A 26,154-nucleotide genomic window follows, 5' to 3' on the forward strand; every position below is an offset into this window, starting at 1 on the left:
CCAGCGGCACGCGCACCTGACCGCCGTGCGCACGGCCACCGACAGCGGTGCAGTCACCGCACGGTGATCCCGTCGGCCGCCATCGCGGCCTTCGCCTCGCCGATCGTCATCTGCTGGAAGTGGAACACGCTCGCGGCGAGCACGGCGTCCGCCCCGGCGTGCACCGCCGGCGCGAAGTGCTCGGGCGTCCCGGCGCCGCCGGAGGCGATCAGAGGCAGGTTCGTCGCCTCCCGCGCCAGGTGGATCAGCTCGAGGTCGAAGCCCCGCTCGGTGCCGTCGGCGTCCATCGAGTTCAGCAGGATCTCCCCGGCCCCCCGCTCGGTGACCTCACGGATCCACGCGATCGCGTCGATGCCGGTGCCGCGGCGACCGCCGTGGGTGGTGACCTCGATCCCGGAGCCCTTCCGGGCAGTGCCCTCCGGCGTCTCGTCGGTCACGCGGCGGGCGTCGATCGAGAGCACCAGCACCTGGTTCCCGAAGCGGCGGGAGATCTCGCTGATCACCTCGGGGCGGGCGATCGCGGCGGTGTTCACCCCGCACTTGTCCGCGCCTGCCCGCAGCAGCTGGTCCACATCGGCCGCCGAGCGCACGCCGCCGCCGACGGTCAGCGGGATGAAGATCTGCTCGGCGGCGGCGCGCACCACCTCGATCATGGTCTCGCGCCCCCCGGAGGAGGCGGTGACGTCGAGGAACGTGAGCTCGTCCGCGCCCTCGGCCCCGTAGCGGGCTGCGAGCTCGACGGGATCGCCGGCGTCCCTCAGGTCCTTGAAGTTCACGCCCTTGACGACGCGTCCCGCGTCGACGTCGAGGCAGGGGATCACACGGACGGCGACGCTCATGCGTCGATCCTCTCCAGGTCGAGTTCTTCGGCCCCTTCGATGATGAACTGCTTGCGCGGCGCGACCTCGGAGCCCATCAGCAGCTCGAAGACGGCGCTCGCCGCCTCTGCGTCCTCGATCCGGACCCGGCGCAGGGTGCGATGGCGTGGATCCATGGTGGTGTCCGCGAGCTGGTCGGCGTCCATCTCCCCCAGTCCCTTGTAGCGCTGGATCGGCTCCTTGTAGCGCTTGCCGCGCCGCTCGAGGCTCTTCAGCAGCTTCAGCAGCTCCGCCTCGGAGTAGGTGTAGACCAGCTCGTTCTTCTTCGATCCGCCGTGGATGATCTCCACCCGGTGCAGCGGCGGCACCGCGGCGTAGACGCGGCCGGCCTCGACCAGCGGGCGCATGTACCGGTGGAAGAGGGTCAGCAGCAGGGTGCGGATGTGTGCGCCGTCGACGTCGGCGTCGGTCATCATGATGATCTTGCCGTAGCGCGAGGCGTCGAGGTCGAAGGTGCGCCCGGAGCCGGCACCGATCACCTGGATGATGTTCGCGCACTCGGCGTTCTTCAGCATGTCCGTGATGGACGCCTTCTGGACGTTGAGGATCTTGCCGCGCAGCGGCAGCAGCGCCTGGTACTCCGAGGAGCGGGCGTTCTTCGCGGTGCCGAGCGCGCTGTCGCCCTCGACGAGGAAGAGCTCGGAGCGCTCGAGGTCGTGGGTGCGGCAGTCGGCGAGCTTGGTCGGCATGGTCGAGGACTCCAGAGCGTTCTTGCGACGCGAGACCTCCTTGTGCATGCGTGCGGCGATGCGGGCCCGCATCTCGGAGACCACCTTGTCGATGACCAGCGCCGCCTGCTCCTTCTCGCCCTTCTTGGAGGAGCTGAGGAACTCGGTGAGACGCTCCTCGACCACCTTGGCGACGATCTGGCGGATCGCCGGGGTGCCGAGGACCTCCTTGGTCTGGCCCTCGAACTGCGGTTCGTCGATGCGCACGCTCACCACGGCGGTGAGGCCCGCGAGCGCGTCGTCCTTCTCGATCTTCTCGTTCTTGGCGTTGAACTTCACCCGTCGTGCCTGGTTCTCGACCTGCTTGCGCATCGTCCTGAGCAGCGCCTGTTCGAAGCCGGTCACGTGGGTGCCGCCCTTGGGGGTGGCCACGATGTTCACGAAGGAGCGCACGGTCGAGTCGTAGTCCGCCCCCCAGCGCAGGGCGATGTCGACCTCGCAGCTGCGATCCACGTCGGTCGAGACCATGTGCCCGTTGCGGTCCAGGACGGGGATCGTCTCGGTGTACGCGCCGGAGCCCTGCAGGCGGATCACGTCGGTGATCCGCTCGTCCTGGGCGAGGTACTCGACGAACTCCCCGATCCCGCCGTCGTACTTGAAGCTGCGGGTCGCCGGCAGGTCCGGGTTCGCCTCGGGGCGAAGGTCGGTCACGGACAGCTGCAGCCCGGGGACCAGGAACGCGGTCTGCCGGGAGCGGCGGGTGAGGTCGTCGAGCGAGAAGTGCGATCCCTTGACGAAGATCTGCGGATCGGCCCAGTAGCGCACCCGGGTGCCCGTCACGCCCCGCTTGGCCTTCCCGACCACACGCAGCTCCGCGGGCCCGGCGACCGGGGTGAACGGGGACTGCGGATCCGGGCCGTCGGTGTCCGCGAACTCGCCGGGCTTGCCGCGCTGGAAGCTCATGGCATACGTCTTCCCGGCGCGATCCACCTCGACGTCGAGCCGCCCGGACAGGGCGTTGACGACGCTCGCCCCCACGCCGTGCAGACCGCCGGAGGCGGCATAGGAGCCGCCGCCGAACTTCCCACCGGCGTGGAGCTTGGTGTAGACGACCTCGACGCCGGTCAGGCCCGTGCGGGGCTCGACGTCCACCGGGACGCCGCGACCGGTGTCGCGCACCTCCACGGAGTGGTCGGGGTGGAGGATCACCGCGATCGACTCGCCGTGACCGCCGAGGGCCTCGTCGACCGCGTTGTCGAGGATCTCCCAGAGGCAGTGCATGAGGCCCCGGGAGTCCGTCGAGCCGATGTACATGCCGGGACGCTTGCGGACCGCCTCCAGGCCCTCGAGGACCTGGAGGTTGCGGGCGTCGTAGGCGGACTTCTTGGCTGCGCTGGTGGTGGACACGCTCGCGATCCTACGGGGCGCGGAGCCCTGAGCCCGGCATTGGTCCCGTGGCGTCCCGCTCATCCCGCTCCTGCCGCGAGCGGGCAGGGGCGCGGCTCACAGGGTGTTGCGCCGCCAGCGAACCCGCGGTCCGGAGGCTCCCCCCGACCGGGTCCGCGATGCTAGAAATGACCACATGAACCTCACTCTCGAAGCCCCCCGGCTCACGGCACACGACCGCTGCGACCGCTGCGGTGCTCAGGCGTACGTCAAGGTGCTCCTCGAGGCCGGCGGCGAGCTGATGTTCTGCGGGCACCACGCCCGTGCGCATCAGGACGCCCTCCAGGGCGTCGCCGCCGAGGTCATCGACGAGACCGAGCGACTCCACCTCAAGCCGGAGCCGGTCGAGGACTGACATGCACACGTGACCTGCCCGGAGGCAGGCCGTCGCGGGGGCATCCACCGATCGGTGGGTGCCCCCGCGTCGTCGTGCACGGCTCTCGTGCCCGCGGGATGTCTCGAGGGATGCCGGGCAGCTGCTGCCGAGGCGGAGCGGGTGCCGCCGGCACGAGGCCGTCACCGGCGGCGACGTCCCGTCAGCAGTGCATCTGTGCGAAGTCCCGCAGCGCGGGAGCGTGCTCGGCGAGGGTGGGGGCGAGCTGCGCGCCGTGCACCGTGCCCGTCACGTCGGAGCTCCCCCAGGCGCCCGTGATCAGCAGGCCGCGGGCCCCGATCCGGAGAGCGGGCGAGACGTCGTTGACGAGGTTGTCCCCGACCGAGACCAGGCGGCGAGGGTCCTGCCCGCCCAGCACGGTGAGGAGGTGGTGCTCCATCAGCCGGCGCTTGCGCCCCTGGATGACGATCTGGTCGAAGCGGTCCCGGACCCCGAGCGCGTCGAGGGCCTCCTCCATGCCGACCGCGGGCGAGTTCGTCAGCAGCACGCGCGCGCATCCCTCCGCGCCCAGGTCGTCCAGGAGCGCGCCGAGCCCCTCGGGCGGGTGGATGCCGAGCGGGTCACGGCGGAGGCGCTCACGGGAGGCGAGGTAGGCCAGGTGCAGGTCCTCGCCGAGCACGGGTCGGGCGATCGCGGCCAGGGCGACGTAGGCGTCGGGGGCGTCCGGGGCGGCGGCACGGTCCCCGCTCATCCACCGCTCGAAGGCCTCCTGCGCCGCGTCGGCCGCGTCCGCGGGCATGCCTGCGAACGCCTCCTGCGCATAGGCGAGCACCGGACCGTCGCCCAGGCACACGGTGCCGTCGAAGTCGAACACGACGACGGGGCGATCGGTGGGGCGCAGCTGCGTGGCCAGGGCCACCGGGTGCGGTGCGGTGCCTCACATCCGATCAGCCCCCGGGGCCGATCAGCTCCCGGGCCGCGGCCTCGTGCTCGACCCAGTGGCTGTCGGTGCCGTCACGGGGGTCGGTGACACCGGTGGGCCGGAACCCGCGCCGGCCGTAGAACCGCTGGGCCGGGAGGTTGCGCGCGTCGACGTCCAGCAGCAGACGGGGCCGACCCAGCTCGAGAGCCAGCTCGGCGGCCGCGTCGAGCAGCCGGTCGGAGATCCCCTGACCGCGGGACGTGGGGCGCACCCACATCGAGACCAGGTGCACGCAGTCCTCGGGGATCGGCACCTGCGGGGTGTACCCCTCGGGCAGCAGACCGATCCCTCCCAGCACCTCGCCCCCGCGACGCGCCTGGAGGTGCAGACGAGGTCCTGCGGCGTCGCTCCGACACCGCTGCTCGTCCCAGGCGGCGATCTCGTCGGCCCGCGCCCAGAAGGCGTCCGGGTCCGCCCGCAGCATCGCCAGGCGCAGGTCCCGGTGGGAGACCCAGTCCTCGGGCCCCACCCGGTGGACGACCACAGGGTGCACGCCGACGGCGCCGGCCCCCGTCCCCGGGGCACCGGCGCCGTCGGTCAGCGCACTGCGGTGAGTCACCTCAGTCGAGGTAGTCCCGCAGGACCTGCGAGCGCGAGGGGTGGCGCAGCTTCGACATGGTCTTGGACTCGATCTGGCGGATCCGCTCGCGGGTGACGCCGTAGACCTTGCCGATCTCGTCGAGCGTCTTGGGCTGTCCGTCCTCGAGCCCGAAGCGCATGGAGACCACCCCGGCCTCACGCTCCGAGAGGGTGTCCAGCACCGAGTGCAGCTGCTCCTGGAGCAGCGTGAAGCTCACGGCGTCCGCGGGGACGACGGCCTCGGAGTCCTCGATGAGGTCGCCGAACTCGCTGTCGCCGTCCTCGCCCAGCGGGGTGTGCAGGGAGATCGGCTCGCGGCCGTACTTCTGGACCTCGACGACCTTCTCGGGGGTCATGTCGAGCTCCTTGGCGAGCTCCTCCGGGGTGGGCTCGCGACCCAGGTCCTGCAGCATCTGCCGCTGGACGCGGGCGAGCTTGTTGATGACCTCGACCATGTGCACCGGGATGCGGATGGTGCGGGCCTGGTCCGCCATGGCGCGCGTGATGGCCTGACGGATCCACCAGGTGGCGTAGGTGGAGAACTTGTAGCCCTTGGCGTAGTCGAACTTCTCGACCGCACGGATCAGACCCAGGTTGCCCTCCTGGATCAGGTCCAGGAACAGCATGCCGCGCCCGGTGTAGCGCTTGGCCAGGGAGACCACCAGGCGCAGGTTGGCCTCGAGCAGGTGATCCTTGGCGGCACGGCCGTCATCCGCGATCATCGTCAGCTCACGGCCGGCCTTGGTGAGGCGGCCGTTCTTGTCCCGGGAGGACTCATCGCCCTTGAGCTTCTGCTCCGCGTAGAGACCGGCCTCGATGCGCTCGGCGAGCTCGACCTCCTGGGCGGCGTTGAGCAGAGCGACCTTGCCGATCTGCTTGAGGTAGTCCTTGACCGGATCCGCGGTGGCGCCCGCGGTGACGACCTGCTGGGCGGGGGCGTCGTCCTCGGCGGCGTTGAAGACGAAGCCGCCCGAGGCCTCGACCTTCGCGTCGGTCGTGGACTCGGTCTTCTTGGTCTCGGTGGCCTCGGAGTCCTCGGTCTCCTCCTCGGCGTCGGCGTCGGCCTCGGCCTCGGTGTCCTTGGAGGCGCCCGCGGCCTTCTTCGCGGCGGTCTTGCGGGGTGCGGCCTTCCGCGCCGGGGCCTTCTTCGCGGCGGCCTTCTTGGCAGAGCTCTTCGAGGCGGTCGTCGTCCCGGTCTCGGGGGTCTCGGCCTCGACGGCCTCGGTGCTCTCCGCCGCCGTCGTGGCCGCGGCTCGGGTCGAGCTCTTCGCCTGGGGCGAGGTCTCAGCAGTTCTGGAGGAGGTCACAGAGTTCCTTCTTCCGGCGGCGGCCCGGTGCGGGCGGTCCGCCACACTCGGGCGATCGGTCTTCTCGGCGCGGCTCGCGGTCTCCGTCCCGTGCGCGGACCCGGGATCCGCCCGGTATCACGGCGCACGAAGGCACGGTGCCGTCAAGCCTGTCGAGTATAACGCCCGCCAGGAGGGTTTATTCCCAGCCGTTCAGGAGCTCGTGACGAGGCCGTCCCGGCCGGCGCCCTGGTCGTCCTTGACAGCGAGCACGGGGCACGGGGCGCCGAGCACGACACGACGCGCGGAGGCGCCCAGGTTCAGCTTGCCGATGGGCGGCTTGCGACGCAGGCCGATCACCACCAGGCTCGCCTCCACCTCGTCCACGAGCGAGAGCACGAACTCGCCGATGTCCCGCTCCGGGCTGCTGTGGACGGTGACCTCCCCGCAGCGCACGCCGGCGGACTCGAGCTCGGCGCGCACCTCCTGCTCGGAGGCCGCGGTCATCCCGCGTTCCGGATCGTTGTACTGGTGGGAGGCGATCGCCAGCCCTTCCCCGGAGCGTCCGGCGTAGCGGAGGGCGGCGCGCAGTGCGGCGCGGCCCTGCCCGGACGGGGAGTACCCCACGACGATGGTCATGCGACGTCTCCTCACTGTGCGGCGGGCTCACGATTCCCGCACCGTCCCTGCGGTGCGGCGTGCTCGCGGGAGTCAGCCTAGTCGCCCATCAGGGTGCCGATCCACTCCTCGAGACCCGGGTGGGCGAGCAGGAAGGCGTCGTGCCCGATCGGCGAGGCGGCGAGGTGGAACTCCGCCCTCGGGACGTGCCGGGCGACCTCCTCGACGAGGTCGGGCGGGAACAGCCGGTCGGAGTCGATCGCGACCACCAGGGTCCGCGCCGTCACCCGATGCAGGGCGGCGGCCGTGCCGCCGCGGCCGCGGCCGACGTCGTGGGTGCTCATCGAGCGGGCGAGGGCGAGATAGGAGTTCGCGTCGAAACGTCGCGCGAGCTTGACCGCGTGGTGGTCGAGGTAGCTGGTCACCTGGTGACGACCGCGACCGTCGAAGGGATCCTCCCTGCCCTGCGGCCGGTTCGCGAAGCGGTCCTGGAGCTCGGCCGCCGTGCGGTACGTGGTGTGCGCGATCCGACGGGCGATGCCCAGGCCGGCGCTCGGACCGCCCTCCCGCCCGCTGTCGTAGTAGTCCCCTCCCCGGAAGCCGGGGTCCAGCTCGATGGCGGCGATCTGCGCGCCGTTCCAGGCGATCTGGTCCGCCGTCGCCCGGGCCGAGGAGGCGATGACCCCCAGTCTCTCCACCTCCGCAGGATGCGAGACCCCCCATTCGATCGCACGCATCCCTCCCATCGAGCCGCCGATGACGAGCGCCCAGCGCCGGATGCCGAGCAGCTCGCGCAGACGACGCTCCGCGGCCACCTGGTCCCGGGTGGTGATCGCAGGGAAGCGCGAGCCGTAGGGGCGCCCGTCGGGCGCCGGGGAGCTGGGCCCGGTGGTGCCCTGACAGCCGCCGAGGACGTTGGGGGCGATCACGTGGAAGCGGTCGGTGTCGATCGGGCGGCCCGGCCCGACCATCTCCTCCCACCAGCCCGCGCTCGGATGTGCTGCGCTCGCGGGTCCGCGCACGTGCGAGTCCCCGGTGAGCGCATGCAGCACGAGCACGGCGTTGCCGCCGTCCTCGTCGAGGCGGCCCCAGGTCTCGTAGGCGACGGTGACGTCCTCGAGCACCGCACCGCTCTCGAGCTCGAGCGCGCCGAGCTGTGCGAACCGGCGGTCCCCGGCCCCGTGCGCCGGCTGCCAGGCGCCGCCCGCGACAGGGAGGGCACGGTCCGCACCGACGCCGCGGTGCTCTCCGAGAACGGTCATCGGTGCTGCTCCTTCGAGGTCCTCCCCTGCGTTCCGGCGGCGCGGCAGCGCTGAGCCGGTGCTGGGCCCTGGATCAGGCGCCGGGCCACCAGGCAGGGAAGATCGGCGTGTCGGTCATCCGTGAGAGCAAGGGTGCCAGAGTCGACTCCGGCTCTCGCTCCCGGAGCTCGTCGACGAGGCGTCCGGCGGTGGCGAAGCGGTGGTTCCACCACGCCAGGAGCACCAGCAGCGTGGTCAGGGCCCGCCAGGCGGAGCGCGCGGTGCTGCGCTCGGGGACGGCGGCCCGCTCCATCGCGCCGGCGGCGACGACACGGAGCCTCTCGAGGCCGATGTACCAGCTCCCACCTGCGCAGACGTCCGCATGCGGCCTCCATCGCGGATCGCTCACGAGCTGCTGCAGGAGCGTCTCCCGTTCGATGGTGCGCTCCCCGTCGTGCTCGACGCAGCGGGCGAGGAGATCCCAGTGGAGGCGATCGACCGCGACGGCCGAGAGCAGGGCTGCGACCTGTTCACACTTCGTCATCCGATCCCGCTCGCCGAGCGTCCCGGCGGGGGCGAGAAGGGCGTCGAGCACGGCGCGAGCGAGGGCGAAGAGCTCACCAGGGTCCGCCGAGGAGGCGAGGTCCGCCGCCGGGACCTCCAGGCGTCTGCCGATCTCGAGCAGGTCCTCCTGCTCGTCCTCGCAGCGCGGCATCTGATGCCCGTCGAGGACCGCCGAGGCTGCCGCGCGGGTGTCGGTGAACTCCCGCAGGGCGGCGGTCCGGGACAGGCGCAGCTCGCCGCCCCCGGCGGGCGAGGGCGGGCGCTCGATCTCCCAGCAGCATCCGGCCGCGGCGCCACGGATGCTCAACAGCTCGAAGGGACCCGACCCCGCCGAGGGGTCCTGGGCGTCGACCGCCGCGCACAGCAGCTCCCCAGCGCGCCGCAGCACGTCGTGCACGACCGGTCCCAGCAGAGACTGGTGTCCGTCGCCGAGCACGATCAGGGCATGGCCGGAGGCGCTGCCCTGTGCGCTCATCAGGGCGAGATGGCGTGCCAGGTCCTCCCCGCCGTGCGGACCCAGCAGGTCGGCGAGGGAGGAGCGGGTGAGCATGGGCGCCGTGGCGGGCCCTCCGCCCCCGGCGAGGAGCAGGCAGTCGGAGGGGATCTCCCGCAGGCTCAGGCGCGCCTGGGCGAGGAGCTCTGCGGGGTCCGGCGCGGCGAGGAGGTGGCGACCGTGATCGGCGGGCGTGGTGTTCGTCGTCATGGACGAGACCCTCGTCGATGCGGCGCCGGCGCGGGGTGCGAGCGCCGATCCTGGGGACGCAGGGGGCGTGTGGAGGAACGGTCGGACCGCTCAGGCGGGCATGGGAGGATCGGGCAGCTCCCGAGAAAGGACCCGCCTCCGATGCCCTCCTCCGACATCCTGCCGCTCGACGAGAGCCTGCACGACCTCGACGCACGCCTGGTCGAGCGGGTCGCCGAGATCACCCGGGACGAGCTCGCCGCGCGCCGACGCCTGCTCGAGGAGATCTCCCCGGAGACCGCGGGGCTCGTCGACGCCCTGCACGGGTATCTCGAGGGCGGCAAGCTCCTGCGCCCGCGATTCTGCTTCTGGGGCGGGGTGGCGGCGCTGGGACGGGAGCCCGACGAGGGGGAGCTCGAGGCCCTGGCCCGCTGCGGGGCCGCGATCGAGCTCGTGCAGGCCGCGGCCCTGATGCATGACGACGTGATCGACCACTCCCCCGTGCGGCGCGGGCGACCCGCCCTCCATGTGCAGGCCGAGAGCGACCACCGCCACGGTGACCTCGCCGGGTCCCCCGAGGACTACGGCACCGCGGTCGCGATCGTGCTCGGCGACCTCGCGCTCAGCTGGGCCGAGCAGATCGCCGCGGCCGTCGGCGGCGGCGCCGAGGGCGTCTCCGGGGCCCGGCGGGAGTTCGACGCGCTGCGCACCGAGGTGATGTCGGGCCAGTTCCTCGACATCCTGCACCAGGCCGGCGGGTTCGCCTCCGCCGCCGATGCCGAGCAGGCGGCGCTGTCCGTGATCCGCTGGAAGACCGTCCCCTACACCGTGCTGCGACCGGTGCGGATCGGCGCGGCGCTGATGGGCGCGTCCGAGCCCGCCCTCGAGGCTCTCTCCGCCTGGGCGATCGAGGTCGGCACCGCCTTCCAGCTGCGGGACGACCTGCTCAGCGTGATCGGCGACCAGGACGAGACCGGCAAGCCCATCGGCGGGGACATCGTGGAGGGGAAGCGCACGGTGCTGCTGGCGCGGACCGAGGCGGCGTCCGACGAGGAGGGCCGCTCGCTGCTCGAGCGGGTGGTGGGGCGGGCCGGGTCCACGGACGCGGAGATCGCCGAGGTGCATGCCCTGATGCTCTCCACCGGGGCCGTGGCCTCGGTGGCCCAGGAGGTCCGCGACCGCGCAGCTCGCGGGCGCGATCTCCTCGTGGCCGCTCCCGGACTGGGCGCGACGGGGCGCGACGGGCTCGGCGCGCTCGCCGACCTCGCGACCGACGTGGGGTCGCTGCCCGCCTGAACCGTCGCGGGCTCGGCGACGGGCGCCGGGATCAGGCCCGGTGTCGGGGCGGCGTGATCGGCGCGGCGACGTCAGAGCGCGAGGGCGAGCGCCCGTCGACGCACCTCTCCGCGCTGTCCCCGGCGCAGCTGGTCGACGGGGCGACCCGGCAGGGACGGATCCTCCGTGAAGAGCCACTCCAGCAGCTCCGCGTCGGACCACCCTCCGTCCCGCAGGATCGTGATGGTGCCGGCGAGATGCGGGATGATCCCGTCCTCGCCCAGGAACTGGGCCGGGACCATGCGGACCACGGGCTCGCCGCGACGGATCGCGATCAGGTGCCCCTCCTCCACGAGGCGCCGCACCCGGGAGACCTCCACGTCCAGTCGCTCGGCGACGTCCGGGAGGGTGAGCCAGTCGGTGATGAGGGTGTCGAGGTCGTTCACGGGACCAGGGTGCCACGGCAGGGCTCCTGCGCGCACCCGACGGGCGCGCCGAGGACCGCCGTGGCTGGTCGCACCTCACACTTCCGCCACGATCCGCCCGTGTGTCGGTGCCGCATCCCGGGCGACCGTGACCCTAGATTGGCCTCGTGAGCGCGGCGACGTCGACTTCCCCCGGCATCAGCCTGCTCCTCGACGACCGGTATCGGGTCGAGGGGCCGATCGCGCGCGGCGGAATGGCGACCGTGCATCGCGGACACGATCAGCGGCTGGACCGGGTCGTGGCCCTGAAGATCATGCACCCGCACCTCGCGATGGACGAGGACTTCCGGCGCCGCTTCGGTCGTGAGGCGCGCGCCGCGGCCCGGCTCGCCCACCGCAACGTGGTCGGCGTGTTCGACCAGGGCGAGGACGAGGACCGCATCTACCTGGCGATGGAGCTCGTCGAGGGCGAGACGCTGCGGGCTCGGATCGTCGAGCAGGAGCGCCTCACCGTGCGCGAGACCCTCGCGATCACGGCGCAGGTGCTGGAAGCCCTGGTCGCGGCCCATGGGGCGGGGATCGTCCATCGCGACATCAAGCCCGAGAACATCCTCATCGACCACCATGACGTGGTGAAGGTCGCCGACTTCGGGCTCGCCCGCGCGGTCGGCTCCACGAACTCCTCCGCGAGCGCCTCCCTGCTCGGGACCGTCGCCTACATCAGCCCGGAGGTCGTCACCCGCGGGGAGTCCGACGAGCGCAGCGATCTGTACTCGCTCGGCGTGGTCCTGTTCGAGATGCTCACCGGCCGCCAGCCCTTCCTCGGCGAGCAGCCCGTGCATGTCGCCTTCCAGCACGTCCACGAGGACATCCCCGCCCCGTCGACCCTCGTCTCGGGTGTGCCCCGCGCCCTCGACTCGCTCGTGACCTGGGCGGCGGCGAGGCCTGTGGAGCAGCGTCCCGCCTCCGCCGCGGATCTGCTGCGCGCGGTGAGGGAGCTCGCCGCGACGCTCCCCGAGTCGGTGCTCGAGGCGCGGCCGCAGCCTCGCGAGGACGACGACACCTCCGACGTGCCGAGGATGACCGCGACCCTCGACGAGGTCGCCGCCGAGCTCGGGCACGGGCCCCGCGCCTTCCCCTCCGCGCTGCTCGCCGGCGCGATCGATGCCGAGGACTCCCCCGCGATGATCGAGGCCGATGCCTGGGCCACCGGGGCGGAGGTCCAGGGGTTCGCGTCCGGGGGGTCCGAGGGACCCAGGGGGTCCGGGGCTGCGGAGGTCGACCCTGCGGAGGCCGACGGGGACGAGCCGGCCGACGCCGCGGCCGCGAGCGGCGCGGCGGGCAGGGGCGCTGGCGGGACGTCCGGAGCTCCCGACGACGACCGGGACGGCGAGGAGTCGCGCCTGGTGGTGCTGCGCGCTCCCCGCACCCCGCGCGGCCGGCATCTTCCCCAGGGCACTCGCCGCCGCTCGCGGCCGATGGCGCTCCTGGCCGCGCTGAGCCTGGCCGCCGCGCTCGTCGCGGGCGCCTGGACCGGCGGCGACTGGTACCTGAACACCGGGCCTGGCGCGGACCGCACCGTCCCGCTGGTCACGGGCACCCCGTTCGCCGACGCCGAGGCGGCGCTGACCGCGGCGGACCTCTCCGTCACCACCGAGGAGCGCTTCGACGACGGCGTCCCCGCCGGGCATGTCATCGCCGCGTCGCCGTCCACCGGGTCGACGGTGAAGAAGGGGACCGGCATCCACATGGTCGTCTCCAAGGGCGAGCAGACCTTCCCCGTCCCGCAGCTCGAGGGCGTCGACTTCGAGACCGCGCGCTCCGAGGTCGAGGACCTGGGGCTCGATCTCATCGAGGACGATCCCGAGTACTCCGAGACGGTGCCCGAGGGCGAGATCATCTCGCAGTCGGCCGCCGCCGAGGCCCTCCCCGCGGGCGGCGAGGTGCACGTGGTCGTTTCGCAGGGCCGCCAGCCGCTCGCCGTCCCCGACCAGACGGGACGCGGCGGAAGCGACGCCCGCTCCGCTCTCGAGAGCGCAGGGTTCCAGGTCACGAGCGAGCAGGCGCATTCGAGCAGCGTCCCCCGCGGCGCCGTCATCTCCCAGTCCCCCGCCTCCGGGTCGCTGTTCCGCGGGGACTCCGTCCACCTGGTCACCTCGCTCGGGCCCGAGATGGTCGCGGTGCCCGACGTGTTCCGCAAGCCCGAGGACGAGGCCCGGGCGGCCCTCGAGTCCGCCGGCTTCGCGGTCGAGGTCGTCCATGACAAGGGCGACCCCGTCTTCGGCCTGGTCTACGAGCAGTCCGCGACGGCCGGCGAGGATCTCGAGAAGGGCTCCACCGTCACCCTCAAGGTGTTCTGAGCGGAGCCCTCCCGGGCGGCGAGGGAGGCCGGGCGCCTCAGCGCCGCGAGAGCATCTCCGAGACCAGGAAGGCCAGCTCGAGGGACTGCTGGTGGTTCAGCCGCGGGTCGACGAGGGTCTCGTAGCGGCGGGTGAGCCCTTCCTCGTCGATCTCGCCGGATCCGCCGAGCACCTCCGTGACGTCGTCGCCGGTGAGCTCCATGTGCAGGCCCGCCGGGATCGTGCCCAGCCCCTGATGGACCTCGAAGAAGCCGACCACCTCGTCGAGGATGTCCTCGAAGCGTCGGGTCTTGTAGCCGTTGGACGAGGTGATCGTGTTGCCGTGCATCGGATCGGTCACCCAGGCGACCTGGGCCCCGGAGTCGCGCACGCCTTCGACCAGCGCCGGCAGGCGGTCGCGGATCTTCCCGGCGCCCATGCGGGTGATGAAGGTGAGCCGTCCCGGCTCCCGCTCGGGATCGAGCCGGTCGATCAGGCGCAGGGCGTCGTCGACGGAGGCGTCGGGCCCGAGCTTGATCCCGATCGGGTTGCGCAGGCGCGCCATGAAGTCCACGTGCGCGCCGTCGAGCTGACGGGTGCGCTCCCCGATCCACAGGAAGTGGCCCGAGCAGCCGTAGATCTCCCCGGTGCGGGAGTCGATCCTCGCCAGCGCCTCCTCGTAGTCCAGCAGCAGCGCCTCGTGCGAGGCGTAGAACTCGACCACCTTGAGGGCGTCGAAGTCCGCTCCGATGGCGTCCATGAACCGCACGGCCTTGTCGATCTGTCCGGCCAGCTCCTCGTAGCGGTCATAGCCCGCACCGGCGGTGAAGCCGCGGTTCCAGGAATGCACCTCGCGCAGATCGGCGAAGCCGCCGCCGGTGAACGCGCGCAGGAGGTTCAGCGTCGAAGCGCTGGTGGTGTAGGTCCTCCACAGGCGGGAGGGATCCGGGATCCGGGAGTCGGGGGTGAAGGCGAACTCGTTGACGGCATCACCGCGGTAGGTCGGCAGCGTGACCCCGTCCCGGGTCTCCTCGTCCGAGGAGCGCGGCTTGGCGAACTGGCCCGCCATGCGCCCCATCTTGACCACCGGGAGCGAGGCGCCGTAGGTGAGGACGGCCGACATCTGGAGGATGGTGCGGATCTTGTTGCGGATGCGATCGGCCGTCGAGTCGGCGAAGGTCTCCGCGCAGTCACCACCGGCCAGCAGGAACGCCTCGCCGCGCGCCGCGGCGGCGACACGCTCGCGCAGCACGTCCACCTCGCCGGCGAAGACCAGCGGCGGCGCCTGGCGCAGGTCCTCGAAGACCCTCCCGAGATGGGCCGTGTCGGGCCACACCGGCTGCTGCACCCGCGGGAACTCGCGCCAGGCGCCCAGCGCCGCCAGGCCGTCGTCGGCCGAGGACAGGGTGAAGGCGTGGGCGCGTGCGGGGGCGTCAGGGCTGAATTGAGTCACCCGCTCAGCGTAGCCAGTCCCGATGGTCGCGGCGCAGGGATCCCGGTGGGCGTTCTCTCACACGAGGCCACGCACGGGGCCCCGCACGAGGCCTCACACCGCCGCGTCGGACTCGGGGCGGCCGGCGGTGTCGCCCGCCGCGGCGCGCATCCGTCGCTTCACGTCGGCCGCGTACTCGTCGACCCGCTCCTGGCCGGAGATCTCCCCGATCCTCTCCATCACCTCGTCCGTCACGGCCCGCAGGATCGTCGCCTCGCCGGACCCCGCGTGCGCCTCCGTGATCCGACGGACGTCCACCGGCTCGCCGACGACGGCATGGATGCGCGGGCGCCGATGCGGGAAGACCCTCCGGCGCCCCTGCGCCTCGAAGGCCCCGATCATCGCGACCGGGACGATCGGAGCCCCGGTGACGATCGCGAAGCGCGCCACGCCCGTCTTCCCGCGGTACAGGCGGCCGTCCGGGCTGCGCGTCCCCTCGGGATAGATGCCCAGCACCGCGCCCCCCTCGAGCACGGCCAGTCCGGCCTCGATCGCGGAGCGGGAGGCGTGACCGCCGCTGCGGTCCACGGGCATCACGCGCAGCCCGCGCATGACGGCGGCGACCACGCGGTGCAGCGGGGTGCGGCCCGAGAAGATGTCCGACTTCCCCAGGAAGTGCACGCTGCGACGGACCTGGCCGGGGAGGAACACGGTGTCGGAGTACGCCTGGTGGTTCGAGGCCAGGATGACCGCTCCGGTCTCGGGGATGTTCTCGGTGCCGCTGATGGTCGGGTTCCACAGCGCACGCACCACCGCCATGACCACAGGCTTGGCGATCTCGTACAGCACGGGCGAACTCCTGGGTGGTCAGCTCCGGGGAGCGTGATCGGGATGAACCTGGCGGGCGCGGATGCGACCATGTACCCATGGCGTTCAGCGAACTGTCCCGCCCCTGGCGCGCGCGTGGTCACTCTAACCCGCGCGGCGGTCTGCTCCTGTGCCACGGCTTCACCGGCTCGCCGCAGTCCCTGCGGCCATGGGCCGAGGACCACGCCGCCCGCGGCTGGGAGGTCGAGCTGCCGCTGCTGCCCGGCCACGGCACGAGCGAGCGGGAGCTGGCCGGGACCCGCTGGCAGGACTGGTACGGCGCGGTGCGCGATGCCGCGCTCGAGCTCTCCTGCGAGCAGGGCCCCATCGCCGTGGGCGGACTGTCGATGGGCGGCGCCCTCGCCCTCGCGCTCGCCCAGGATCCGCGTCTGCACGGGCGGATCGCCGCGGTGGTCGCGGTGAATCCCGGCATGACCCTCCCGCCGGCGGCGCGCGTCGCCGGTCTCATCGCCCCGGTGGTGCGGACCCTGCCCGGGATCGGCTCCGACATCGCCCGGCCCGGCGAGCAGGAGGAGGCCTACGGGCGCCTCCCGGTGCGGGCCGTGGCGCAGCTGCGCCGACTCTTCACCCGCACGCGGGCCGGGCTCGGCGCGGTCGAGGTGCCGCTCCTGCTGGCCACCTCCGCCGTGGACCACACCGTCCCTCCCACCGACAGCGACGTCGTCGCCGCCGGGGTGCGCGGCCCCCTCGAGCGTCTCGCCCTGCCCCGCAGCCACCACCTGGCGACGCTCGACCACGACGCGGAGCTGCTGTTCGAGACCTCGGCCCGCTTCCTCGACGCCCACGTCCCGGCACCGGGAGGTCGCCGATGAGCTCCGATCGAGGGCAGACACCGGACACCCCGGACCCGCGCGACGTCGACGCCGAGTTCGCCCGCATGCTCGAGGGCGAGGGGCTGGTGCTGCGACCCGGCGAGGCCCCGCGGGAGCCCGCCGCTCCCGCACCGCGCGGACCGGGCGACCGGCAGGAGGACGGGGGCACGGGCGAGCCCGCGGACGACGACTCCCTGTGGTCCTTCAGCGCGGACTCGCCGCCGGAGCCGCCGAGCCCGGAGTCGATCGCACGCTCCCGGGCGGCGCATCCCGCCGCCGGCGCGCCCGATCCCACCGCCGGCCTGCGGGGCGCGGTGGGACCTCGGGAGCTGGACGACGACGAGGCGCTCTACGGGGACTTCGAGCCGCCCGACCCGGACCTGCCCGCTCCGTCGGAGGGGGCGCTGTGGTCCTGGACCGCCCTGCTGCTGGGATTCGTGCTGATGCTGGTGGTCACCGTGACCCCGTCGCTCCCGGCCGTGCTCGGCTGGATGGGCGGCGTCGCCGCGCTCGGCGGCATCGTCTCGCTGCTGCTGCGCGCGCCGCGCGAGCCCCGCGACGACGGTGACGACGGCGCGGAGGTCTAGCGTGCGAGGTCCGCGGCGCCGACGATCCCGGCCCGGTTCCCCATGCTCGCCACGACGAACGGGGCCACCGGACGGTGCGCCCGGGCGGTGAGGTTCTCGGAGAAGGCCTCCCGTGCCGGATCCAGCAGCAGGTCCCCGGCGGCCGCGACGCCGCCGCCGACCACGATCACCTCGGGGTCCAGCAGGGTGGCGATCGAGGCCATGCCCGTCCCGAGCCAGCGACCGATCTCGGCGATCAGCGCCCGCGCGCCGGGGTCGCCCTGCTGGGCGAGGCGCGTGATCAGCGGCCCGTCGATCTCCTTCCGGGCACCCCCCGCCGCCTGCACCAGCGGCCCCATCAACGGGTCCCCGGCCGAGGCGCGACGCTTCGCGGTGCGCACCAGGGCCGTTCCGGCGGTGTACTGCTCGAGGCAGCCGCGACGCCCGCAGCCGCACCACTGACCGTCCGGCACCGCGGTCACGTGGGCGATCTCGCCGGCGAAGCCGGCGCTGCCGCGCACGAGCCGTCCGTCCATCACGACCGCGCCGCCGAGCCCGGTGCCGACGGTGACCATCAGCATGTGCGCCGCCTCGGTGGCGGCGCCGAAGCGGTACTCGGCCCAGCCCGCGGCGTTGGCGTCGTTCTCCACCACGACCGGCAGCCCGGTGAGACGCTCGAGCTCCTCGGCCAGCGGGTGCCGGCGCCAGGCCAGGTTCGCGGCGAAGTTCACGGTGCGACGATCCGCTCCCACGAATCCCGCGGCTCCGACCCCGACCCCCACCACGTCGTGCGAGGAGCGCAGCTCGGCGACCGCGTCCGCCACGGCCGCCTCGATCAGCGCGGCGTCGGTCGCTGGGGTGCTGCGCGTGGTCGCGGCGATGATCTCTCCCCCCTCGTCCACCACGCCGGCCGCGATCTTCGTGCCGCCGATGTCCACTCCGATGGAGAGCATGCCGCTCCTGTCCGCCGTGGTGGTCCCGATCCGTGCGGGGCGCCGGGCCCGGTGTCGTCGACGGGACCACGTCCGTCTGCCTGTCCTGGCCCATCGTACGGTTCGCCTGCCGTAGAATCGGCCCGACCCCACCAGCGCTTCCGGGCAGGTGCCCGGCTCACCGGCTCCGCGCACCCGGCCGGATCGAAGGAGATTCGATGAAGCAGTTCACCTCGCCCCCGCAGCACGAGAGCCGTCCGGACGAGAACACGACGGATCTCCTGCTCGGCAGGCTCCGAGAGAACCCCTCGGTCCCGATCTTCGAGCTCGCGCAGGAGGACGGCTCGTTCTCCGCGGTGAGCACCGCGGACTTCATCGAGGAGGTCAAGCATCTCGCCAAGGGTCTGATCGCCTCGGGCGTCGAGTCCGGCGACGTGGTCGCGATCCTCTCGCGCACCCGCTACGAGTGGGCTCTCGCGGACTGGGCCGTGTGGTGGGCCGGCGGCGTGAGCGTGCCGATCTACGAGACCTCCTCCCCCAGCCAGATCCAGTGGATCGCCTCCGACGCCTCGGCGAAGTTCGTCCTGGTCGAGTCGACGCGCCACAAGGAGGACGTGGAGTCCGTGCGCGGGGATCTGCCTCGGCTCGAGCACATCGGCGTGCTCGAGGACGGCATCCTCGAGGAGCTGCGGCGGCGCGGCGCCGAGATCACCGACGAGGAGCTCGAGGCGCGCCGCACCTCCCGACGGCTCGAGGACGTCGCGACCATCATCTACACCTCGGGCACCACGGGACGTCCCAAGGGCGCCGAGCTGACCCATGCGAACTTCGTGGACACCACGCGCAGCGCTCTGAACCTGCTGGGGCAGGAGGTGCTCCCCCCGGGCTCGCGACTGCTGATGTTCCTGCCCATGGCGCATGTCTTCGCCCGCCTGATCACGGTGCTCGCCGCCTCCTGGCCGGTGACCACCGCCTTCACCCCGGACACGAAGAACCTGCTGCCCGACCTGGCCGCGTTCAAGCCGACCTTCCTGCTCGCCGTGCCGCGCGTGTTCGAGAAGGTGTACAACGGCGCCGAGGCCAAGGCGATCGCCGGCGGCAAGGGCAAGATCTTCTCCGCCGCCTCCCGCACCGCGATCGACTACTCCACCGCGCTCTCGGCCGGGAAGGTCCCCTTCGCCCTGAAGGCCAAGCATGCCGTCTTCGACAAGCTGGTCTACGGGAAGCTGCGCGAGGCGATGGGCGGCCAGGTGAGCTGGGCCGTCTCCGGAGGAGCACCGCTCGGGGCGCGCCTGTCCCACTTCTTCCGCGGCATCGGGGTGACGATCCTCGAGGGCTACGGGCTCACCGAGACCACCGCACCGATCAGCGTCAACCTGCCCTGGGACGTCCGCCCCGGCACCGTCGGCCCGCCGCTGCCCGGATCCACGGTGGCGATCGACGAGGACGGCGAGATCCTGGTCAAGGGCGTGATGGTCTTCAAGGGCTATCGCAACAACGAGGAGGCCACCGCGGAGTCCCTCCGCGACGGCTGGTTCCGCACCGGGGACCTCGGCTCCCTGGACGAGAACGGCAACATCACGATCACGGGGCGCCGCAAGGAGGTCCTCGTCACCGCGGGCGGCAAGAACGTCTCCCCCGCGCAGCTCGAGGACCAGCTGCGCTCCCACCCCCTGGTCAGCCAGTGCGTGGTGATCGGGGATCAGAAGCCCTTCGTCGCCGCGATCCTCACCCTGGACGAGGAGATGCTGGGGACCTGGCTGAAGAACAACGGTCTGCCCGCCATGACCGTCGCCGAGGCGGCCGCGGACGAGGCGGTCCGCACCGAGCTGCAGACGGTCGTGGACCGCGCGAACCAGTCCGTCTCCCGCGCCGAGTCGATCCGCGCCTTCGAGGTCATCGACTCGGACTTCACCGAGGAGAACGGGTACCTCACCCCGTCGCTGAAGCTCAAGCGCAACGTCGTGGTCAAGGACATGGCGCCGATCATCGAGAAGATCTACTCGGGGCAGCGGCCCGCGAGCTGACCGCCGGCCCCTCCCTCCGGACCGCGGCCCCGTCGGCCGGGCGGGCGCACGCTCTGCGTCGCCCCGCTCCGTCGTCGGGGTCGCGTCGTACGCTTCGGGCATGTCCGCACGCCGTCAGCTGAGCTTCGACGACCTCGGCACCCCGCTGGCGGAGGCCACCCTGGTGGTCGTGGACCTCGAGACCACCGGCACGGATCCGCGCGCCGATGCGATCACCGAGATCGGCGCGGTCAAGGTGCAGGGCGGTGAGGTGCTCGGCGAGTTCCGCACCTTCGTGGACCCCGAACGGCCGATCCCCGCCTACATCGCGTCGCTGACCGGCATCACGGACGCCTCGGTGGCGGGCGCGCCCCCGATCCGCGTCGTGCTGCCGATGTTCCTGGACTTCGCCGGGGACGCCGCGCTGGTCGCGCACAACGCCCGCTTCGACATCTCGTTCCTCCGCGCCCAGGCCGCGGCCTGCGACATCGGGTGGCCGCGCCCGCAGGTGCTCGACACCCTCGCGCTGGCACGCACGGTGTTCCGCCGCGACGAGGTCCGCGACCACAAGCTCTCGACCCTCGCCCGCCACGTCGGCGCGAGCATCACGCCCGATCACCGCGCGCTCTCGGATGCCCGGGCGACCGTCGACGTCCTCCACGCGATCATCGAGCGGCTCGGCCCCGCCGGGGCCTCGACCCTCGAGGACCTCGGCACGGCGCACCGCCGGGCCAGTCCCGTGCAGCTGCGCAAGAAGCACCTCGCCGACGCCGTTCCCGCGGTGCCCGGGGTCTACCAGTTCCTCGACGGCTCGGGAGCGGTGCTGTACGTGGGCACCTCCCGCAGCCTGCGCTCACGGGTGCGCACCTACTTCACCGCCGCGGAGACCCGACGCAAGGTGCTGGACATGCTGCCCCGCGCGGAGTCGATCCGGGTCATCGAGTGCGCCACGCCCACCGAAGCCCGCGTGCGGGAGCTGCGGATCATCGCGCGCGAGAAACCGCCCTCGAATCGCCACGGGCTCTCCCCGGAGAAGGCCCATTGGCTGCGCCTCGGCCCCGGGACCGAGGGACTGCGCGCAGCCCGGCTGGCGCGCTCGGAGGCCGACGGCTCGGCCCAGATCGGCCCCCTCGCCTCCCGGCACGACGTCGAGCCCCTGCGGGGCCTGCTGACCGACGCGGTGCTGGGCCGCGGTGCGGCGCTCGAGACGGGCGGCGGGCGCGGGCGCACCGTCGAGGGCGGGCACCGTGCACGGATCCGACGGGCGATGCTCGAGGACCCGCAGGAGGTGCTCGATCATGTCGCCGCTCGGATGCGCACTCATGTCGCGGCGGGACGCTACGAGGAGGCGGACACGCTGCGCCGGCTCGCACGGACCTATCTGTCGGCGGCGCGGCGGGCCTCCCGGCTGCGGGCCCTGTCCGCGGTGCCGCTGCTGATCGCCGCCCGTCCCAGCACCGAGGCCGTGATCGGCGGGCGGGGCTGGGAGCTGCTGGCGGTGCGGCACGGGCGCTTCTCCGGCACCACGCTGGTCCCCTCGAGCAAGGATCCGCTCCCCTTCGCCCGTTCCCTGGCGATGACGGGCGCCGGGGAGGCGGAGCTCGCGGCGCCGCTGTGCCAGGGCTACCACCAGGAGGCCGAGATCCTGCTGACCTGGCTGGAGGGCGACGGAGTGCGGACGGTGCTGACGGAGGGGACGTGGCAGGTCCCGGCCCGGGCGCGGTTCGACGCGGACCATCTCGCACGGCGCTTCGCACGAACCGCACAGAGCGCGGAGGCATAGGCTCGGGGGTGAAGGTCCCCCGGCGCGCACGGCGCCCCCGTCGAAGGAGAAGCCATGATCACCGCCATCGTCTCGATCGTCGTCGAGCCCAGCCGGATCCCCGAGGTCGCCGAGCAGATCGTGGACATCGACGGGATCGAGCAGGTCTACTCCGTCACCGGCGACGTCGATCTGATCGCGGTCGTCCGGGTGAGGGCCCACGAGGACCTCGCCGAGGTGATCGCCGGATCGATCAGCAGAGTGGACGGCGTGCTGGACACCACCACGAACATCGCCTTCAAGACCTACTCCAAGAGCGACCTCGACGCCGCCTTCGATCTCGGCATCGACGGCTGAGCCGGGCCCCGGCGGGTCAGGCGCCGGCGCGTCGGACGCCGACGGGCCTGGCGTCGGCGGATCAGGTGCCGGGCTCGGACGCCGCCTGCGAGGCGGCGGCCCAGCGCTCGACGAGCGCGGACGGCCGGCCCGAGTCGAGGGCCTCGCCCACCTCCTCGAAGGCGGCGGCGAAGCGGGCCTCGAACCCGTCCTCCGCCGGACGGTCGATGCCGTCGAAGGCGACCACGCCCGCTGCGGCGTTCAGCAGCACCGCATCACGCACCGGCCCCATCCGACCAGAGCGCCCCCCGGCGTAGAGGTCACGGGCCACCTGCGCGTTCTCCTCGGCGGTTCCGCCGCGCAGCGCGTCCTGGGGGCTGACGGGGAGGCCGAGCAGAGCGGACGGGTCCAGCACATGGGCGCGCACCTCGCCGCCGCGCACCTCCCAGACGTCGGAGGGGGCGGTGACGGTGAGCTCGTCCAGTCCGTCCTGCCCGCGGAAGACCAGTGCGCTGGTCCCCCGCGACGCGAAGACACCGGCGACGACGGGGGCGAGCAGCGAGTCCGCGACCCCGACGGCGCTCGCCCGGGGCCGCGCCGGGTTGGTGATCGGCCCGAGGATGTTCATCACGGTGGGGATGCCCAGCCCCTTGCGGGCCTCCGCCGCGTACTTCATCGAGGGATGGAAGACCTGCGCGAACAGGAAGGTCATGCCGACCTGCCCCACCAGCTCCTCCACCACGGGCACCGGGAGGTCGAGGCGGATCCCGAGCGCCTCGAGGACGTCGGCCGAGCCGGAGCGGGAGGTCGAGGCCCGGTTGCCGTGCTTGACCACGGTGCGTCCGGTCGAGGCGATCACCACCGACGCCATCGTGGAGATGTTCACCGTCTGCGCGAGGTCGCCCCCGGTCCCGACGATGTCGATCGCCCGCCGCGGGGCGTCGATCCCTCGCGCGTGAGCGATCATCGAGTCCGCGAGGGCCTCGAGCTCGCCGCTGGTGACGCCCTTGGCCTGGAGCGCGACCAGGAACCCTGCGAGCTGCACGGGCGTGGCCGCACCGGACATGACCTCGTCCATCGCCCACGACGCCTGCGCGCCGTCCAGCTCGTCGCCGCGCACCAGCCGCGCGACGATCCGGGACCAGGTCGGGGTGTTCTCGCTCATGCCCCGATCATCGCATCCCGCCCGCCCCGATCGTCGACCTGATCACGGAACGGATCACGGAACGGTCACGACCCCGCACATGGCCGACCACCAGGGCGGATCCGATGCGTGTCCCGGTTCGTGACACATCGTCAGGAGGGATATGCTGACACGGTCCGCCCGGGGCGCAGGCCCCGCGATGTTCCCGTCCGTCGTGAACGGGCACACCGACTCTGACCGCACGACATAATGGTGACGTGACTACTGCGACCCTGAATGAGCGCCCCTCCCCCGCTGCCGCCCCAGCGGTCGGCCGCCCGAACCCGACGCAGATCGGCACCCTCGTCTGGCTCGCCAGCGAGCTGATGTTCTTCGGCGGCCTGTTCGCCATGTACTTCACGCTGCGCTCGATGGCGCCGGACACCTTCGCCGAAGGGCAGTCGCACTTCACGCACGGCTTCGCGCTGCTGAACACCTCGATCCTGGTCTTCAGCTCGGTCACCTGCCAGATCGGCGTCTTCGTCGCCGAGGGCCGCTTCCCCTGGGGCCAGCCCTTCCCGCCGCGCAAGCGTCGCGAGGGCTCGGTGTTCAACATCGCCGGCTGGGGCATGATCGAGTGGTACACGCTCACCTTCGTCCTCGGCGCGATCTTCGTCTCGGGCCAGGCCTACGAGTACGCCGAGCTCATCCACCACGGCGTGACGATCCCCTCCTCGCCGTTCGGCTCGATCTTCTACCTCGCCACCGGCTTCCACGGCATCCACGTGGTCGGCGGCCTCGTCGCCTTCGCACTGGTCCTCATGAGGGCGTACGTGGCGGAGAAGTTCACCGCCCACGAGCAGGTCTCGGCGATCTGCGTGTCCTACTACTGGCACTTCGTCGACGTCGTGTGGATCGTGCTGTTCTTCATCGTCTACATGCTCGATCCGATCATGTCGCTGGGAAGCGCGGGGCACGTGATCCCGGTGACGTTCGAATGGAGCATCTTCTGATCGGCCACGGCGCGCGGCACGAGCTGCTCGCAGCGCTCACCTCCCCCAGTCCCTCCTCCGTCCGCCCCCTCCACGAATCGAGGTCCGAACCGTGAAGGCTCTCGCCGCACGTCGCCATCACCCGATGGCGCTACTCGTGATCCTGCTGCTCGCGCTCGTCGCGACCGGGGGGCTGTACGCGGCCCTGCAGCCGCAGACGGCCCAGGCCGAGGCCTACACGCAGGACGACGTGGACGCCGGTCAGGCTCTGTTCCTCGCCAACTGCGCGTCCTGCCACGGCCGCAGCGCCGAGGGTCTCCAGGACGCCGACGGCGGGACCATCGGTCCCTCGCTGATCGGCGTCGGCGCCGCCGCCGTCGACTTCCAGGTGGGCAGCGGTCGCATGCCCATGCAGTCCTCCGGTGCGCAGGCGGCCCGCAAGCCCCCGCAGATGAACGAGGAGCAGACCCGTCAGCTCGCCGCGTACGTCGCGTCGCTCGGCCCCGGCCCCGCGGTGCCGGACGAGGAGTGGCTCGACACGAGCCAGGGCGACGCCACCAACGGCGGAGAGATCTTCCGCATCAACTGCGCGATGTGCCACAACGCCGCCGGCGCCGGCGGCGCGCTGACCCGCGGGAAGTACGCCCCGCCGGTCGTCGGCCTGGATCCGAAGCACGTCTACGAGGCCATGGACACCGGCCCGCAGAACATGCCGGTCTTCAGCGAGACCAACCTGTCCCCCGAGGACAAGAGGGACGTCATCACCTACCTCGAGACCCTCGACCACAACGGCACTCCGGGCGGCATCTCCCTGGGCTCGCTCGGTCCGGTGACCGAGGGCCTGTACGCCTGGACGATCATCCTGTCCCTGCTCCTGGGCACCGCCGTGTGGCTGGGGGCGAAGGCCAAGTGAATGCGAGCATGAACAACAACCTCGACGGCAGCTCCCCCGCCCGCGGAGTCAGCGCCATCGCCCCCAAGGAGGGCGGCGGCTTCCCGAACCCGGGCCTGCCTCCCCACGTCCACCGACAGTCGGACCTCTCGAAGGCCGCCGAGAAGCGCGCCGAGAAGGTCGTCGCCGGCATGTTCCTGCTGAGCGTCGTCGGCACCGTCGTGTTCATCGCGGCGTACTTCCTGGTCACCCCCACCGGCAGGAACATCTTCGCCGAGGAGGGCTCCCCGAGCGCCCTGTGGTGGTCGAACCTCGTCACCGGTCTGGGCCTCGCGATCGCCGTGTTCTTCGTCGGCGCAGCGGCCGTCCACTGGGCCAAGACCCTCATGCCCGACGAGGAGATGGTCGAGGAGCGGCACGACATCCGCAGCTCGGACGAGACCCGGGAGATCGCGGTCGGCATCATCAACGACGGACTCGAGGAGTCCGGCATCGCGCGTCGGCCCGTGATCGTCACCGCGATGGTCGCCGCGCTCGCGGCCCTGCCGATCGCGGTGCTCGCACCGCTGTCGACACTCGGTCCGCTGCCGGGCAACCGTCTCCACCACACCTTCTGGGGCCACAACCCCGGTCAGCGACTGGCCCGGGACCACGACGGCACGCCGATCAAGCTCTCGGACGTCGCGATGAACTCGATCTTCCACGTCATGCCCGAGGGTCTGACCCACGACACCGAGCACTTCCTCGAGGAGCGCGCGAAGGCCGCCGCGGTCATCGTCCGCATCGACCCGAAGCTCGGCCGCAACGAGGAGAGCATGTCGATGGGCGTCGAGGGCATCCTGGCGTTCTCGAAGATCTGCACCCACGTCGGCTGCCCCGTCGCCCTCTACGAGCAGCAGACCCACCACATGCTCTGCCCCTGCCACCAGTCCACCTTCGACGTCACCGACGGCGCCAAGGTGATCTTCGGCCCGGCGCACCGACCGCTTCCCCAGCTCCCGATCGAGGTGGACGACGAGGGCTACCTGGTGGCCCCCGGTGACTTCACCGAGCCGATCGGTCCCAGCTTCTGGAACATCCACAAGGACAAGTGATC

23 protein-coding genes and 1 pseudogene are annotated in these 26,154 nt (G+C 72.2%); 11 read left to right on the forward strand and 13 right to left on the reverse strand.

Features of this window, described 5'->3' with window-relative positions; translation table 11 throughout:
* Window positions 1-53: 53 nt before the first annotated feature.
* Both hisF and ACT3SP_RS16860 read right to left on the reverse strand, forming a co-directional pair.
* Window positions 54-839, reverse strand: a complete 786-nt coding sequence (gene hisF / locus ACT3SP_RS16855; protein WP_444588456.1) for an imidazole glycerol phosphate synthase subunit HisF — start codon at window positions 837-839, stop codon at window positions 54-56.
* Window positions 836-2,953, reverse strand: a complete 2,118-nt coding sequence (locus ACT3SP_RS16860) for a DNA gyrase/topoisomerase IV subunit B (protein ID WP_444588457.1) — start codon at window positions 2,951-2,953, stop codon at window positions 836-838. The genes hisF and ACT3SP_RS16860 overlap by 4 nt, the downstream gene beginning before the upstream one ends.
* A gap of 175 nt (window positions 2,954-3,128) precedes the next feature.
* Between ACT3SP_RS16860 and ACT3SP_RS16865 the strand changes: the two genes are divergently transcribed.
* Entirely contained in the window at window positions 3,129-3,347 is a 219-nt protein-coding gene (locus ACT3SP_RS16865; protein WP_444588458.1) for a DUF7455 domain-containing protein, read from the forward strand.
* A 181-nt stretch (window positions 3,348-3,528) separates the two neighbouring features.
* Here the strand turns inward: ACT3SP_RS16865 and ACT3SP_RS16870 are convergent, their stop codons facing one another.
* From ACT3SP_RS16870 to ACT3SP_RS16895, 6 genes and pseudogenes are all read right to left on the reverse strand, one after another.
* A complete protein-coding gene (locus tag ACT3SP_RS16870; RefSeq protein WP_444588459.1) occupies window positions 3,529-4,245 on the reverse strand; it encodes an HAD family hydrolase in 717 nt (238 codons plus the stop codon).
* A 28-nt stretch (window positions 4,246-4,273) separates the two neighbouring features.
* Window positions 4,274-4,867 carry a GNAT family N-acetyltransferase gene (locus ACT3SP_RS16875; RefSeq protein WP_444588460.1) on the reverse strand — a complete coding sequence of 198 codons (594 nt, stop codon included), beginning with the start codon at window positions 4,865-4,867 and terminating at the stop codon, window positions 4,274-4,276.
* 1 nt (window position 4,868) lies between these two features.
* Window positions 4,869-6,296 (reverse strand): annotated as a pseudogene (locus ACT3SP_RS16880) (RNA polymerase sigma factor); the annotation flags it as partial.
* A 90-nt stretch (window positions 6,297-6,386) separates the two neighbouring features.
* Complete coding sequence (locus tag ACT3SP_RS16885) at window positions 6,387-6,812, reverse strand: universal stress protein (protein WP_444588461.1); 426 nt, start codon at window positions 6,810-6,812, stop codon at window positions 6,387-6,389.
* A gap of 77 nt (window positions 6,813-6,889) precedes the next feature.
* Entirely contained in the window at window positions 6,890-8,053 is a 1,164-nt protein-coding gene (gene metX, locus ACT3SP_RS16890) for a homoserine O-acetyltransferase MetX (RefSeq protein ID WP_444588462.1), read from the reverse strand.
* 73 nt (window positions 8,054-8,126) lie between these two features.
* Complete coding sequence (locus tag ACT3SP_RS16895) at window positions 8,127-9,299, reverse strand: hypothetical protein (protein WP_444588463.1); 1,173 nt, start codon at window positions 9,297-9,299, stop codon at window positions 8,127-8,129.
* A gap of 141 nt (window positions 9,300-9,440) precedes the next feature.
* Between ACT3SP_RS16895 and ACT3SP_RS16900 the strand changes: the two genes are divergently transcribed.
* Complete coding sequence (locus ACT3SP_RS16900; RefSeq protein WP_444588464.1) at window positions 9,441-10,574, forward strand: polyprenyl synthetase family protein; 1,134 nt, start codon at window positions 9,441-9,443, stop codon at window positions 10,572-10,574.
* Between the two features lie 71 nt (window positions 10,575-10,645).
* Here the strand turns inward: ACT3SP_RS16900 and ACT3SP_RS16905 are convergent, their stop codons facing one another.
* On the reverse strand, window positions 10,646-10,999 hold the full coding sequence (locus ACT3SP_RS16905; RefSeq protein ID WP_444588465.1) for an Rv2175c family DNA-binding protein: 354 nt from the start codon (window positions 10,997-10,999) through the stop codon (window positions 10,646-10,648).
* Between the two features lie 146 nt (window positions 11,000-11,145).
* Here ACT3SP_RS16905 and ACT3SP_RS16910 point away from each other — a divergent pair, with 146 nt between their 5' ends.
* Complete coding sequence (locus ACT3SP_RS16910) at window positions 11,146-13,338, forward strand: PASTA domain-containing protein (protein ID WP_444588466.1); 2,193 nt, start codon at window positions 11,146-11,148, stop codon at window positions 13,336-13,338.
* A gap of 37 nt (window positions 13,339-13,375) precedes the next feature.
* Here ACT3SP_RS16910 and ACT3SP_RS16915 read toward each other — a convergent pair whose 3' ends face one another.
* Window positions 13,376-14,770: a class II 3-deoxy-7-phosphoheptulonate synthase gene (locus tag ACT3SP_RS16915; RefSeq protein ID WP_444588467.1), complete on the reverse strand. Its 1,395-nt coding sequence runs from the start codon at window positions 14,768-14,770 to the stop codon at window positions 13,376-13,378.
* Window positions 14,771-14,863: 93 nt separating this feature from the next.
* Window positions 14,864-15,598 (reverse strand): lysophospholipid acyltransferase family protein, encoded by a 735-nt coding sequence (locus ACT3SP_RS16920; RefSeq protein WP_444588468.1) that lies wholly within the window; start codon window positions 15,596-15,598, stop codon window positions 14,864-14,866.
* 77 nt (window positions 15,599-15,675) lie between these two features.
* On the opposite strand from ACT3SP_RS16920, the gene ACT3SP_RS16925 reads away from it, so the two are divergent.
* Window positions 15,676-16,449, forward strand: coding sequence for an alpha/beta hydrolase (locus tag ACT3SP_RS16925; RefSeq protein WP_444588469.1), 774 nt, complete (start codon window positions 15,676-15,678; stop codon window positions 16,447-16,449).
* Window positions 16,446-17,036, forward strand: coding sequence for a hypothetical protein (locus tag ACT3SP_RS16930; RefSeq protein WP_444588470.1), 591 nt, complete (start codon window positions 16,446-16,448; stop codon window positions 17,034-17,036). The genes ACT3SP_RS16925 and ACT3SP_RS16930 overlap by 4 nt, the downstream gene beginning before the upstream one ends.
* Here the strand turns inward: ACT3SP_RS16930 and ACT3SP_RS16935 are convergent.
* Window positions 17,033-17,968: an ROK family glucokinase gene (locus tag ACT3SP_RS16935; RefSeq protein WP_444588471.1), complete on the reverse strand. Its 936-nt coding sequence runs from the start codon at window positions 17,966-17,968 to the stop codon at window positions 17,033-17,035. The genes ACT3SP_RS16930 and ACT3SP_RS16935 overlap by 4 nt on opposite strands.
* 197 nt (window positions 17,969-18,165) lie before the next feature.
* On the opposite strand from ACT3SP_RS16935, the gene ACT3SP_RS16940 reads away from it, so the two are divergent.
* The 3 genes from ACT3SP_RS16940 (at window position 18,166) to ACT3SP_RS16950 (ending at window position 22,072) form a co-directional block, all read left to right on the forward strand.
* Window positions 18,166-19,974, forward strand: a complete 1,809-nt coding sequence (locus ACT3SP_RS16940; RefSeq protein WP_444588472.1) for an AMP-dependent synthetase/ligase — start codon at window positions 18,166-18,168, stop codon at window positions 19,972-19,974.
* A 100-nt stretch (window positions 19,975-20,074) separates the two neighbouring features.
* On the forward strand, window positions 20,075-21,736 hold the full coding sequence (locus ACT3SP_RS16945; protein WP_444588473.1) for a DEDD exonuclease domain-containing protein: 1,662 nt from the start codon (window positions 20,075-20,077) through the stop codon (window positions 21,734-21,736).
* 54 nt (window positions 21,737-21,790) lie between these two features.
* Window positions 21,791-22,072 (forward strand): Lrp/AsnC family transcriptional regulator, encoded by a 282-nt coding sequence (locus ACT3SP_RS16950; RefSeq protein WP_444588474.1) that lies wholly within the window; start codon window positions 21,791-21,793, stop codon window positions 22,070-22,072.
* A 61-nt stretch (window positions 22,073-22,133) separates the two neighbouring features.
* On the opposite strand, the gene trpD is transcribed toward ACT3SP_RS16950, so the two are convergent.
* Window positions 22,134-23,216, reverse strand: coding sequence for an anthranilate phosphoribosyltransferase (trpD, locus tag ACT3SP_RS16955; protein WP_444588475.1), 1,083 nt, complete (start codon window positions 23,214-23,216; stop codon window positions 22,134-22,136).
* Between the two features lie 236 nt (window positions 23,217-23,452).
* Here trpD and ctaE point away from each other — a divergent pair, with 236 nt between their 5' ends.
* From ctaE to qcrA, 3 genes are all read left to right on the forward strand, one after another.
* A complete protein-coding gene (gene ctaE / locus ACT3SP_RS16960; RefSeq protein ID WP_444588476.1) occupies window positions 23,453-24,187 on the forward strand; it encodes an aa3-type cytochrome oxidase subunit III in 735 nt (244 codons plus the stop codon).
* A 91-nt stretch (window positions 24,188-24,278) separates the two neighbouring features.
* Window positions 24,279-25,079: a cytochrome bc1 complex diheme cytochrome c subunit gene (gene qcrC / locus ACT3SP_RS16965; RefSeq protein ID WP_444588477.1), complete on the forward strand. Its 801-nt coding sequence runs from the start codon at window positions 24,279-24,281 to the stop codon at window positions 25,077-25,079.
* Window positions 25,080-25,087: 8 nt separating this feature from the next.
* The gene (gene qcrA, locus ACT3SP_RS16970; protein WP_444588478.1) at window positions 25,088-26,152 is read left to right on the forward strand and encodes a cytochrome bc1 complex Rieske iron-sulfur subunit; all 1,065 of its coding nucleotides are present in this window, start codon (window positions 25,088-25,090) and stop codon (window positions 26,150-26,152) included.
* Window positions 26,153-26,154 lie beyond the last annotated feature (2 nt).

Origin of the sequence: Brachybacterium sp. AOP43-C2-M15, assembly GCF_052446295.1 — a bacterium.
GTDB lineage: Bacteria > Actinomycetota > Actinomycetes > Actinomycetales > Dermabacteraceae > Brachybacterium.